Here is a 12,766-nt window from a genome sequence, read left to right as displayed (position 1 = left end):
TGTTTGTAGGTTTTTTACAAAAGTATTAAACAAGTCATCAGATAGATTACCCAGACTAAATTTTGAATTTTGAATTTTGAATTTTGAATTTTGAATTAATATGACTGGCTCTGATGTAAAAAACCCACATTTGTAACGTTTTAGTTATAATCAAATTTCGTCAAAGGTTTTCTTAACAAAAGTGCATTTCTTCGTTTAGTTTTATGTTTGGCGCTAGTGAGATAATTATCTGCATAACGGAAAGCAGATGCACCATCATAAGCTGCGATCGCTACGGCTTGAAAAAATACCTTGGTAGGGACTAGTTGATTCGATAGCTTTTGCGTCAAAATCAATAAGTCTTCATCTGTTGCCGGTACAATAGCCGTTTCTGACCATTCTGAGCTATCAAAACTATCTTCAATTAACACTTGCGACATTTTCTACTCTCCCAAAAGCATAAGATGCAAAACCTGCGATTAAATTTAGTTGCTGTTCTCTTGTCTGTAGGTTGTCTGGTAACTCGGTGTTAGTACAACCGATTTCTTGCAAAATATGTAAACAATAAGCACTGAGTTCACTACTTGAAGCCCGCTCCCACTCGTGAGCAACTTCTTTTGCCATAGACTGATTAACGCGGATAACGTTCCTTACAGGGCTAATCATCAACTCACTCTCATAAACTTGATAATCGAAGTTTTGATCAGAAGTCCTAATTTACGTAACCGTGATTCTGCTGAATTTATGAAGACTGTAAAGGAAACCATCAGCGCAATTGCGGAACGTTAACTCAAGGACTTACTTACAGTGAGTCTGCTTTCATTGCTCTTTTGTCCTCCAATTAAACTCAGTAAAAAGATTCTTCAGCACTATTTCCGGGATTATTACGCAGAGATTCATCACAATAATACAGAATTAACAAGATAACCTGAAAATCTTTAATCCGTACCTGATAGAGTTTTTACTAATTATTACTACTTACTGCATTTGTAGTATTTTTACTTAAATCTAAAAACTTGATTTTTATCATAAATGATTATTCTATATTGATACAATAAAAAATATTAAAAAATAAACACTTTGTAATCATTTAGTTATCTGAAAATTATTAAATTTTAATAGGAGATACTACTTAGCCTTGAAATTTTCGTAATAAAAAAGTCCTAATGCTTAATTAACTAAATATTCTCTTTAATCCTGATCTATCTAAAGAATGATTTCATTGTGAATAAAAATAAAGCTGGTTTCACTCCACAGGTCGATGTACTGCTTAATTTTTTTAGTATATAAAATTATCATACGAGTCCGGTCAGAAGAATATCATGATATAAACTGAGCATCCTACATTTCTTAAGTAAATGCAATTATATCAAAAATAATTCTTCATAGGGCTTATAACTCAATAACTTCTAAGATGGCAGCTAATTTATTTAGTTTTTTAAGTAAAAATAGATGCTTCTTGGGGAAGGTAAGAGTTATGTGTTGTTATTACTGTTGATGAGGTTTGTAAATGAAGATTTTTACTGTAGTTTTATCTATGTTACGTCCTGTACGTTTTCTAATTATTGCTTTTACCTGTGCATTGCTATTATTATCTAGCACAGTGCCAGCTTTTGCAATTACTAGCTACCAAAGTGACAATACAGAAGCTACTGACCAGCTTCTAGAAACTCAAAAAGCAACTGATGAAGTTGGTAGATCCGCGCCTCCAGGGCTGAAAGAAGTACAGAGGAAATCTAACGAAGGACTCAACGAAGTTCAAGGAGCAGCAGATATTGATAAGCAAAAGCGTCCGGAAAATTCCCAAGAATCATCCTCAGTAGAAGGTGAAATCCAAAACTTGTTGGAAAAAGTTACAGGTAAAAAGTAATCAGCAAAAATCCCACCTGAAGGGAGAGAAATTTGATAATAGGTAATAGGCAATTGATAAAACGCCTATTACCTATTATTTATTAACAAGTAAAACCTCAAACCTATAACCTGTAATCTCTCCCCTGTCCCCTCTTGCTATAACTTCTATATAAAAGTAGTCCTTTAGTTGTAAATATTTATAAACTGATAATCCTTCCAGTGGCTGATGTAGATATGACCTATATTTTGAGAAGTTAATACATAAGTTCACCTGGGAATTAAAAGCAATGCCAAGAATAAACATTGGTTTGACAGAAGAGCAACGTCAAGGAGTAATTAATCTGTTAAATCAAGATTTAGCAGATTCTTATTTACTTTTGGTGAAAACAAAAAAATACCATTGGGATGTAGTCGGGCCACAGTTCCGCAGTCTGCATCAACTGTGGGAGGAACACTACGAAAAGCTGACAGAAAATATTGACGCGATCGCAGAACGGGTGCGGACATTAGGTGGTTATCCTGTAGGTTCCCTAGAAGGATTTTTGCAAATCGCTACCCTCAAGGAACACGCTGGTAATGTCCCCAGTGCTACCGGAATGGTAGCTAACCTCGTCCAAGACCACGAGCAATTGATTCGCAACATCAGAGACCATGTAGACCGCAGTAGCGAAGATTTCCAAGACCAAGGAACTGCGGACTTCCTCACCGGACTCATGGAAGAACATGAAGAGATGGCTTGGATGCTGCGTTCCTTTATCGAAGGGGAATCTATCGAACCAAGCGGTACACAACCAGCAACAGAAACTAAAACTCCTATTGGTGTGTAAACCTTTTGTCTCTGTGTCTTTGTCATAAAAAAGATTTTTCACCACAGAGGCACAGGGACACAGAGGAAAGAAAAGTAAGATGAAGGAGTATAGAAGTGCCAGAAGTTTATCAAGCAGAACGGACTATTTCTGCTGTATTTAAAGAGCAGCCGCAAGTTGATGATGCAGTTCGCCGTTTGTTAGATAGAGGTGTACCTAGAGACCATATTTCGGTCATGGGGAGAAACTTTCAATCGGAAACTCGCATTGCAGGCTTTATTACAAAAAGAGATGTAATTTTAGGTGGTTTGCGGACAGGAGCAATTTTTGGTTCCTTGTTTGGTTCCTTCCTCAGCTTACTGACAGGTGTAGGCTTACTGTTTATTCCCTTTGTCGGGACTATTGTAGCTGCTGGCCCTATTAGCGCTTTGTTACTGGGTGCGGCTAGTGGTGCGATCGCAGGTAGTGCTGGTGCTGGTTTAGTTTCAGTATTCACCACCTTGGGAATGCCAGAAGATAAAGCTACAATTTACCAAACCCGCTTACAAGCTGGTGAGTTTTTGTTATTAGCAGAAGTACCAAGCGATCGCACTGGTGAATTTCAATTACTGCTAGAAAGCGCTGGCGGTGAAGAAATTAGCACCATTGATAAAACTCTGACTCGTGCTTGTCCAGGGCCTTGCAATAGTCCAGAAGATTTGTCTCCAGAAGTGCGATCGCATCTTTCCCCAGAAGCACAACGCACCTTCATTGACCGCTATAACAACGTACTCAACGAAACTAGTGACGAGTTCACCGCAGAACAAGCAGCTTGGGAAGCTGTTCATCAAAAATTTGACGAAGATGATAATGGCGTTTGGTCAAAAGCTAAAGTCGGCGTTTAGTCATAAAATTGACGCTGTTTTTTAATTAAACAAAAATTACCGACCCTCAGCTTCTTGGAAGAAGTTGGGGGTTTTGGTATTGTATTTTGTAACCTTTCTTTCCTGTCCCCTGTCCTCTCCCTTGATTCATATCTTGCACCTTCTCAATAAGCAAGTGCCGATGCACTGCCCACCCTACGAAATAATAAGCTTTTGGGGCTGTTATTTTGTCAATAAGAACGTGGTGCAAGATTTGAGTTGATGTAGTTTAATCTATCGCCCTTCTAACCAAGCCTGTAAATCAGCCACACTGGTAAAATCTAACAATGCTTCGCTCAAATCTTCCAGAACAGGCAAAGGTAAACCAGAAATTGAGGAGCGAGTTTCCTGTGATAATTCTCCAAACCGCTTAGTTAGCAGGCGAATAACGAGGTTGACTGTTGCTTCTTCTCGTCCTTCTTCTCGTCCTTCCTCCTTAATTTCTCGGTAAACTCTGGTTTGCTTTATCGTTATATCCAGCATAGACTCAACCTCTCTTCTGCTTAACTGCTCAAATTTATAGACCATAATTGTGGTAATTATTTCCATTATGGCGCGACTCGTTGATTCACTTACTTCTTCACGAGTTCTTGTCAACAAATACCTAGCTTCTTGTGGTGCTTGGCTTTCTTCGACGGTGGTGAGTACCATGATTGCTACCCATAATGGTAGTTGACGAATATCACCTAATTCATCCAAATACACTCTCAACACTTGTCCGCCGTTCAGCAATGAGCGATGAGGATGAGTATCACTTTGTTCAATACTACGGGATGGGTAGATTATAACTGCTTGCCAGTCGCTAAACCTAGCGCGATTGCGGTAAAAATATAGTGCAGATTCAGCAAATACTCTCTCATAAAGCTGTTCATCTTTTTGAAACTGTACCTCGCAGAAATATACAACCCCAGCACCTTCATTTTCAGGTGGGAGAAACACCCCATCAATTTCAAATTTGGGTTCTTTAACAGCTACTGAATCAAATCGATAAGCTTCTGCATTTGTTGGAGGATTTGTCAATAGTTCAAATAGCAATGTTGGGCATTGTTGAAACAGTTTGTAAAAAATAGAGTCCCGACGCATGAAAAAATGTACTTGCTTTTATTTGTTAAATCTGCACTACATTGAATCATAAATGCTGATACATTGCTATTTTTAGGCGTGAGTTCTATGAACCTCTTCTAAAAGGCGAGAGAGAAGAAACCAAAAAAAACACGGTTTTACTCCCCTCTCCTCGTAGGAGAGGGGTTGGGGGAGAGGTCAAAACAACGCTCATTGAACTCACGTTATTTTTAGACCTGAAGTTACAAGTTTATAAAGTTACTCGCATTGACGATAAAAGCCGACACAGCGAGTAACAAGTTAAATTTACAAACATCCATATATTCAAGATGCTTGATATCTAGTAAGAGAACAAAAGGCTGCACTCAGTTCAGTTAATAACCAAGATTAGCTAACAGTAATTTTTTCCAACTATCTTGGGTTAATTACAACATTACGGAATCGAGCCGCCTCTCGTTTTGCTCAAGTTTTAAATGGCTGATTGGAGTATATTTTGCTTAATTAAGCAGTTATTATACTAAAAGTTGCTATCTGTTAGCTGGCTATTTAATCAGGGTTAAGGATAACAGTCACGCTTGAAAGCCTCATACCCAATGGTTTCCAATGGCGATCGCTAGAAGAAAATGTACCATCTCCTAAAACAGCTTGGTAATCCTTGGGATATCTATCACCAGCATTGGGAGCGGTATCAACTTGTAACATAATTTTCCCTTTGTACTGAGGTAACTTACTAGTTTCCAACAAAATAGTACCGGAGTAGTCCCAACCCAGCCCATATAATTTGAAGTTACCTAATTTACTGCGTAACTCACTCCAAGGAGTCCCGACCCCAATACCTTCACGGGTTTTCCAAGCAGTTCCCAAGATACGCACCTCTAAAGGTTTAGTCCGAGTTTTATCAGTCCAGACTATTAAAAATGAGCGTCCCCGATTGAGATTGACTTCAGTAGCAGCAAAACTACCCATACCTTCAGGCCCAGAAATATTTCTATCAACCAAACGGGACGCACCAAAAATTTTTGCTAATTCTCTTCTAGTGGTTGTGCGTGTTACCGGGCCAACCCTTTCCCCAGGCACAATTAAAGTATCTGTTAACTGTGGCGCTTGAGCAACGATTAAGCTTTGGGGTTGCGTGCTTGGTAGTGCCACTACTGAATTAGCCGAGTAACCCAATAGTAAAGTTAAAGTAGCAGCAATAGTAGAAAGAGATAATTTCACAATGTACCTCGGTTGATAAATTAGTTCATTCTTACTACTTTCTACAATTTCCCAATCCTCATTTCCCGATTTAAGGTCAGCGCAATTGAGTTCGTAGTAAGGACTTTAGTCCTTCTTTGAGGACAAACCAGGGATGACTTACACCCTCCTACTAGTAGTCTGGTAGGGGAGCAGCACAATAGTAGGGTGCGTCAGATGTGGAAAATTCCTTAATTTGTACGCAATTTTTGGTTCTGACGCACCATACAGTTAGTTTGATTTAGTTAGTAAAATATTTAGACTTAAGTCTAATAGTTTTAAAGGTCAACAGACAGTTCAAAAGGCCAGGCAATAATGATTTTTGGAGATAAAGAAAAGCTAGCTATAGAATGTATTTTTGATGAAAAAAGCAAAACAGATGAGCAAATACTTTTTGGAAGGATTGCTATTTTGGCTGGAGGATTTAGGCTGGGAGATATTTCGCTTACGGTAATTTTGAATATTCCTATGCTATTTTTTCAGCAATCTTTAAAAGATTGTGAAAAACGCAGAAGCGACTTCTTCAATCAAATGAATGCAGAAGCAGTTTGGGAATTACTATACTCAGCTTTGTATGATAATTATGAATCTGATATAAATGAATCATATGAATTAGATAAAAAGTACAGAAAGTTTTGTATATGTCCTGGTTTTTCTGAAGCCTTTGATGGAGAAATAGCTTTTCTTATAGAGGACGAGCAGGAAGAGAGGTTTATCTGGATGGATGCACAAACTGAGCAGATTAAAGAAGTCAGGCTAAGACCGGAAACTTACAAAAATGTTGTCGAATCCCTTTTAAGTGGAATTCAGACTAACTATTCTTAAATAGCTTATTAAGTAATCTACTTTTAAAAATTTGACTATGTTAGAGCGGCAATGTAGCCAATGAACAATCACTTTTTAATGCTCCCCAGTGCTATCGGGCGATCGCACTTCAATCGCCTAGTCCTAATTGCCCAAGAACTGCAACGCCGGGGATCTGAAATTGCCTTGGCACTCAGCATTAGGGCGCAGACTGGTTAAAAAAGCGGCGGAATTGCCAGATGCGATCAGCTACGCTGGGCGCTCTGCGCCATCGCACAAGCCAACCGGGCGGATTCCGTCTCGAAAGTGCTTTTCCTGCATATCCATAGAGAGCTAAATTAAATGCAAGACTATGAACTAATCTGGGATTTTCTGCGTGAGTTCTTTAACTATGAACATTATGCGATAGCAATTGAAAAAGCTAGATATGCTATAGCTAGCAACAAAGTATATAAGGAAAACTGGTTAAGAATTGTACAAGTGATTCAGAATCGAGAGCTTTTACCAAGACAACCATTGACTTTAGTTCACGAGGGAGCGAATCAGGTTCTTGATGAAAACTCAGATGACGAGGCTTACATTTGGTTAGCTAAAATGGTTCATAACGTGGAAAGAACTGATGGCAAAATCGAAGAATATTAACAAAGATTTAGAGATGATTTATAAAGTAAACCTTAAATTGTAGGAAAAACAGCATATAATAAGACCCCCAGACTTTTTAATTACTCTCTTCTTAATCTAGAAGAGTTACAGTTTTTGTTTTTCACTATCTGAATTAACAACAAACCAAGTCAAACTAGCTGAAAAAAAAGTAGTTGAGGATAATGAGATGCAAAATCATCTTCAACACTTTAAAAACTTACTATAAAAGAGTAATGGCACGAAAATTGCGGCGAACGACAATATTAACAAAATATGTCACTTTCTTTCCCATAAAACAATAGTAATGATTATAAATATAAAACTTGATAATGAGGAAAATTTAATAGGAGACAATGCCAGTTATAGTTTAGGGTGGATAGAAATTGTAGATAGAGCGAAAGAAATATATTTCTTCAAAGACAAATTATGTATGATATTTATTACAATAACTTTTCTGTTAGAACATATCAAAACATTAGAAACTCAAAAACACCTAAAGCTGGAATGGGTAGGTGAAGACTATGGCGCTGTTTTTAATTTATCTATTAATAGCAATCAGCTTTGCATAGAAGATAAAAATATTAGTATCTTCTTGAATTTTCAGGAATTTAAAATGGCTGTTTTAGAAAGTGTAAGACAATTTTTGAAGTATTGCTTAGAAATTAATATAACGTGAGTTCGATGAACCTCTCCCTCCCAACCTCCCTCTTCTACAAGGAGAGGGAAGAGAAACGAAAAAATCACCCTCTTACTCCCCTCTCCTCGAAGGAGAGGGGTTGGGGGAGAGGTCAAAACAACGCTTGTCGAACTCAGGTTAATATAAATATAGCGCAGGAATCTGCTTTTATAGACTTGCAGACAGTTGCACAAAAATTAGAAGAGTAATTGCTATATATTTTTGGCTCACCCTGATTTTTATTTTTTCTCTGCTGAGAGTGACAAATGAGGGTAAGGACTTTAGTCAGCAAAGAAGGACTAAAGTCCTTACTACAAAACTGGTACACCGTTCTACTTACCCATTCTCTACTCAACAACCTCATTCACAGGGAATCTATCAATCAGTTGCATGGCTCGGTAGGCGTTACGCTGTAAAACATCAGGTAAATTAGGAACGTGGGGGATTTGGGATAACAAATCCAAACTCCGGCGCAAAATTCGCACTACATCACCCTCATCCAAGGTGGTGTTTTGACAAAGTTCAGTCCACTCGGTTCCTAAAGCCCACTGTTCTACAAGGGCAATTAAGCCAATATAGCGATTCTCCAAACCCACAGGTAAGGCTACACCATGTCGGTACTGCACCTTTAAGACAGCGCGACGGATTTTTTGTAATCTCGACCAAGCGTCGTCTATTTCTGGGGAAAGGTTGAAGTTGACTCTGCTATCTGGACGGGGGGTTTCTGTAACTAAAGCGGCTATAGTTGCGGCTAGGTGATGGGGGTCTAAATTATTTAACTCACCACTAGCTAAAGCTAAACCTAACCACAGTTCATTTTCTCCCCGAATGGCGGCGGCAATTTGACCCAGTTGGGTGGGTACTAGGTTATCCAAGCAATCGAACTGTTGCAAGATGGTGATTAGGTTGAGAAACTCTTCCCAATAACGCTGGGATTGTTGCTCTACTACAGCCTGCATTTGTTCGAGTTCGGCTTCTAGTTCCACATAGCGGGCGCGGGCTTTGAAAATCGTCGCCACACTACCTGATTGATGTATGGGATTTGCTTCTAACTGCGCTTGGATGGCGGTGGTGCGGCTGAGTTGTTCGGCTACCTCTGGGGTGAGATGCAGACTGTTATCGGGGTCGGGGATACTTTGAGCGATCGCAAACGTTTCTTTAGCACCACGGCTCGATTGTCCCGGTTTCAGCATCAAATCTGATGGTGGGAGGATATCTGCTGGCACATCCACACGCGGGAGTTCCGCATATAAATCAACCACATCCTCAGTAGCCGCAACATACCATCGATTATCCTGTCCCAAACACACCAAGTAAGGCGATGGCGAACCAGAGGTTTTCCCCACCAACACTGCTGTTACAGGTGTAGATACTGTAATATTTTTACCCTTGAGACTCAGCAATGTTCCCAAAACAGCAAAATCCAAGAGCATTTTGATTTGTTCTTGTCGCTCCTGTTGGGCTTGCTCCTGTAGAGTCTTCAATAACTGGCGTTCTACTTTCAACCGTTGCCGCAATTTTTCATAAATCGCTATATCACTTTCATCAACGGAGTTGATTATTTCCTGTAACCTCGCTAATTCAGCTTGTAAAGCCGCAATTTCCTCGTAATCTGGTCTTAAATGTAAAGTCGCCATGTACTGCCCAAAACTGCGTTCGATCAGTTCCTTGGCTTCCTCTATGGTGTGGGTTTGCAGTAGGTTCAACACCATACCGTAGCTAGGCGTAAACTGACTAACTAACGGGTCTGGTTTCGATGTGGCTAAATACGCCGCCTCTTTAGATCCTTCAAAAGGAGTCTGCAAGGTGACTACATGACCTTGCTTATCCATCCCCCGACGACCAGCCCTCCCCGCCATTTGCAGAAATTCGGAAGCGTTGAGGAGGCGGTGTCCGGTGTCTGTACGTTTGGATAGGGTGGAAATAACTGTCGTCCGGGCAGGCATATTAATCCCTGCGGCTAAGGTTTCCGTGGCAAATACAACCTTAATTAACCCTTGCTGGAATAATTCTTCTACCAAAACTTTCCAAGCTGGTAAAATCCCGGCGTGGTGAGCCGCAATTCCCCTATACAGGGGGGCAATTTGTCCAGAACGTCCTGCTTCCGGGTTCCTCGCTAAGAAATCATCGATTTGTCGCCGCAATATCTGGGACTCTTCGTTATTAACCAACCACAGATCCCCTACTTCCGCCACAGCCTTATCACATCCCCGACGACTGAAGATAAAGTAAATCGCCGGCAACATATCCCTTTGCTGTAGGTGACTCAGGGTATAGACGATGCTGGGGGCTTCTGGTCTACCATTCTTACCTTTATCCCCTTGTCGCCTTTTACCTCTATTAGCTAAACGGGGGTTAATTTTGGTTTTGCTATCATTCAATAGGGGAAACAGCCCCTTGGGATTGCAGTAGTGAAACTCCAGAGGAACAGGGCGAAAATCAGAGTAAATCAGGTCTGTGGGGCCGTGGACGCGATTTAGCCAGTCGGTGAGTTGGTCGCTATTGGCAACGGTAGCAGATAGGGCGACTAGTTGCACTTCACGGGGGCAATAAATAATCGACTCTTCCCAGACTGTACCTCTTTGGCGATCGTTCATGTAATGGCACTCATCCAGTACCACTGCTTCCACGTTTACTAGGGAAGTGCCGACTTGTCCAATTGGTGTACCGTAGAGCATATTCCGAAAAATCTCTGTGGTCATCACCAAAATCGGCGCATCTCTATTGATAGAAGCATCGCCAGTTAACAGCCCTACCAGGTCAGCACCGAATTTCTCACGAAAATCGCGTAATTTTTGGTTGGACAACGCCTTTAAGGGAGTCGTGTAAAATACCCGTTTCCCCCGTGCCAAAGCACGATAGATGGCGTACTCTCCAACTAAAGTTTTGCCCGAACCTGTGGGCGCACACACAACAACAGAGCGCCCCGCGTTGAGGGACGCGATCGCATCTTTTTGAAACTGATCTAGATCAAAGGGAAATATCGACCCTAAGTCCAGTTGTGGAGACGGCGCGGGATAATTCACTCAATTATTTTTTTCAAGCAGACTGTTTACTATATTAACGAGTCTTTGTCAACTTCGATAGGGGATTGGGGAAAGGGGAGGGGGGAGGGGGGAAAGGGGGAAGGGGAAAGACTGCTCCCATGCTTCCCTGCTGGGTTCCCCTCCTGGGAGGGGCTAGGGGTGGGTTGCTCCCCTGCTTTCCCAGTCCCCAGTCCCTAGTCCCTCGTCCCCAATTCTTGCGATCGCCATGCAGCTGCTTTGACTGCTTCGATTAAGGCGGAACGGAAGCCGGCTTTTTCTAGTTGGGCGATCCCAGCTATTGTCGTACCGCCTGGGCTGGTAACTCTGTCTTTGAGTTCGGCTGGGTGGATTTTGCTTTCTTGTAGTAGTTGGGCTGTTCCGAGTACGGTTTGTATTGCTAGTTGATTAGCAATTCCTCTTGGCAAACCTGCGGCTACTCCCCCATCGGCTAAGGCTTCTACTAATAAGGCTACGTAAGCCGGGCCGCTACCGGAAAGTCCTGTGACTGCATCCATTAGGCTTTCCGATACTTCCACTACTTCCCCCACGGCGGAAAAAATTTGCTGTGCCAATTGCTGATGTTCAGCGTAAGTATATGCCCCAGAGGTAATTGCTGTGACACCTGCGCCTACGGTGGCTGGGGTATTGGGCATAGCTCTAATTACTGGTGAATTGGGAAACGCTGCTTCTAGTTGGCTTAAGGAAACTCCTGCCAAAATGGAGATGACAAGGGGCGATTTTTGTGTTGTTACAATATCTGCTAATTCTTGGGCGATCGCACTAAATACTTGTGGTTTTACAGCCAAGAATACAACCTCTTGCGCTTGAGTAAATACTAGGCTGTTATCTGTAGTGACAGCCACATGATATTTTTCTTGTAAAAAAGCTTGTCGCGCTGCTTGCGGTTCGCTGACTATGACTTGTGATGGTTGATAAATTTCTCGCGCAATAAGGCGGGATAACAACGCTTCTCCCATTACCCCGCCACCAATTAAACCAAATTTTATTGTCATTAGTCGTTAATCGTTAGTCATTGGTCAATAGTCAATAGTCATAGTCAATTGTCATTTTTGAACTATTGACTATGGACTAATGACTAATTTAACCTTATTGTGCCATCCGGTTGCCTTCGTTGCCCCAAGAACTGGGATTAGCTGGTGCGGTGCGTGCAGGACGTGCGGGGGGTTGGGGTACTTCATGAATAACTCCACCTTGAGTGCTAACTTGCACACAGCTCGGCGTAAACAAAAAGATGCTTTCGCCAATACGTTCTTGATGTCCATCCAGTGCGTAAGTTCCACCTGCAACAAAATCAACAGCCCTTTGTGCTTGATCTGGATCCATGATTGTCAAGTTCAACACTACTGATTTACGCTCACGTAGTGCTTGAATTGCCTGGGGCATTTCTTCAAATGTACGCGGTTCGAGTACTAATACTTCAGAAATTCCGTTAATTGCTCCTGGCATACCAATCACATTCCCCATAGTCGATTTTGTTCCTGTAGCAACGTCATCACCCATTGTAGTCACGGGTTCACGCCAACGTCGATTGTTTGGGGCAGCCTCTGCTGGTGTTGGTTGAGGATTTTCCTGTTGATACAAATTTTGGTAGTTATCTGTATCAGGATCTTCTTCGTAGTATTCGTACTCTACTTGCTCGTTGAGACCTACAAAGTCTCGTAGCTTAGAAAATATATTGTTCATTTAGTTGCACTCCTTCTGCAAATTGCCTCTGAAAATTCGGTTCACTGTTAATGTAGCTTATTGATATCGCTACAAAGG

At 41.3% G+C, this 12,766-nt stretch carries 14 protein-coding genes; 7 read left to right on the top strand and 7 right to left on the bottom strand.

All coding sequences use genetic code 11. The annotated features are described in order from the left end of the window. Nucleotides 1-140 precede the first annotated feature (140 nt). Nucleotides 141-419 carry a hypothetical protein gene (locus H6G83_RS13865; protein ID WP_190472936.1) on the bottom strand — a complete coding sequence of 93 codons (279 nt, stop codon included), beginning with the start codon at nucleotides 417-419 and terminating at the stop codon, nucleotides 141-143. Next, nucleotides 400-645 (bottom strand): hypothetical protein, encoded by a 246-nt coding sequence (locus H6G83_RS13860; protein WP_190472934.1) that lies wholly within the window; start codon nucleotides 643-645, stop codon nucleotides 400-402. The genes H6G83_RS13865 and H6G83_RS13860 overlap by 20 nt, the downstream gene beginning before the upstream one ends. Before the next feature lie 844 nt (nucleotides 646-1,489). Here H6G83_RS13860 and H6G83_RS13855 point away from each other — a divergent pair. The 3 genes from H6G83_RS13855 (at nucleotide 1,490) to H6G83_RS13845 (ending at nucleotide 3,520) form a co-directional block, all read left to right on the top strand. Then, nucleotides 1,490-1,849: a hypothetical protein gene (locus H6G83_RS13855; protein ID WP_190472931.1), complete on the top strand. Its 360-nt coding sequence runs from the start codon at nucleotides 1,490-1,492 to the stop codon at nucleotides 1,847-1,849. Between the two features lie 268 nt (nucleotides 1,850-2,117). Further along, nucleotides 2,118-2,657 (top strand): Dps family protein, encoded by a 540-nt coding sequence (locus H6G83_RS13850; protein WP_190472928.1) that lies wholly within the window; start codon nucleotides 2,118-2,120, stop codon nucleotides 2,655-2,657. Between the two features lie 95 nt (nucleotides 2,658-2,752). Beyond that, nucleotides 2,753-3,520, top strand: coding sequence for a ChaB family protein (locus tag H6G83_RS13845; RefSeq protein WP_190472925.1), 768 nt, complete (start codon nucleotides 2,753-2,755; stop codon nucleotides 3,518-3,520). A gap of 252 nt (nucleotides 3,521-3,772) precedes the next feature. Here H6G83_RS13845 and H6G83_RS13840 read toward each other — a convergent pair whose 3' ends face one another. Together H6G83_RS13840 and H6G83_RS13835 are read right to left on the bottom strand one after the other, a co-directional pair. Then, entirely contained in the window at nucleotides 3,773-4,621 is an 849-nt protein-coding gene (locus H6G83_RS13840) for an Rpn family recombination-promoting nuclease/putative transposase (RefSeq protein ID WP_190472921.1), read from the bottom strand. A 525-nt stretch (nucleotides 4,622-5,146) separates the two neighbouring features. After that, entirely contained in the window at nucleotides 5,147-5,818 is a 672-nt protein-coding gene (locus tag H6G83_RS13835; RefSeq protein WP_190472917.1) for a hypothetical protein, read from the bottom strand. 333 nt (nucleotides 5,819-6,151) lie between these two features. On the opposite strand from H6G83_RS13835, the gene H6G83_RS13830 reads away from it, so the two are divergent. From H6G83_RS13830 to H6G83_RS13815, 4 genes are all read left to right on the top strand, one after another. Continuing rightward, a complete protein-coding gene (locus tag H6G83_RS13830) occupies nucleotides 6,152-6,661 on the top strand; it encodes an Imm42 family immunity protein (RefSeq protein WP_190472915.1) in 510 nt (169 codons plus the stop codon). Between the two features lie 60 nt (nucleotides 6,662-6,721). Then, on the top strand, nucleotides 6,722-6,859 hold the full coding sequence (locus tag H6G83_RS13825; RefSeq protein WP_190472912.1) for a hypothetical protein: 138 nt from the start codon (nucleotides 6,722-6,724) through the stop codon (nucleotides 6,857-6,859). 123 nt (nucleotides 6,860-6,982) lie between these two features. Further along, a complete protein-coding gene (locus tag H6G83_RS13820) occupies nucleotides 6,983-7,282 on the top strand; it encodes a hypothetical protein (RefSeq protein ID WP_190472910.1) in 300 nt (99 codons plus the stop codon). Between the two features lie 304 nt (nucleotides 7,283-7,586). Next, entirely contained in the window at nucleotides 7,587-7,958 is a 372-nt protein-coding gene (locus H6G83_RS13815; RefSeq protein WP_190472907.1) for a hypothetical protein, read from the top strand. A 347-nt stretch (nucleotides 7,959-8,305) separates the two neighbouring features. Here H6G83_RS13815 and H6G83_RS13810 read toward each other — a convergent pair whose 3' ends face one another. The 3 genes from H6G83_RS13810 to H6G83_RS13800 all read right to left on the bottom strand — a co-directional run bounded on the left by H6G83_RS13810 (nucleotide 8,306) and on the right by H6G83_RS13800 (nucleotide 12,688). Beyond that, on the bottom strand, nucleotides 8,306-10,984 hold the full coding sequence (locus tag H6G83_RS13810) for a DEAD/DEAH box helicase (protein WP_190472904.1): 2,679 nt from the start codon (nucleotides 10,982-10,984) through the stop codon (nucleotides 8,306-8,308). A 194-nt stretch (nucleotides 10,985-11,178) separates the two neighbouring features. After that, nucleotides 11,179-11,997 (bottom strand): pyrroline-5-carboxylate reductase, encoded by an 819-nt coding sequence (gene proC / locus H6G83_RS13805; RefSeq protein ID WP_190472901.1) that lies wholly within the window; start codon nucleotides 11,995-11,997, stop codon nucleotides 11,179-11,181. Nucleotides 11,998-12,091: 94 nt separating this feature from the next. Beyond that, a complete protein-coding gene (locus tag H6G83_RS13800; RefSeq protein WP_190472899.1) occupies nucleotides 12,092-12,688 on the bottom strand; it encodes a cell division protein SepF in 597 nt (198 codons plus the stop codon). Nucleotides 12,689-12,766 lie beyond the last annotated feature (78 nt).

The sequence above is a fragment of the Anabaena azotica FACHB-119 genome (assembly GCF_014697625.1).
Classification (GTDB): Bacteria; Cyanobacteriota; Cyanobacteriia; order Cyanobacteriales; family Nostocaceae; genus Trichormus; species Trichormus azoticus_A.
The sequence above is the reverse complement of the archived record's forward strand: the minus strand, read 5'-3'. Positions and strand labels throughout refer to the sequence as shown.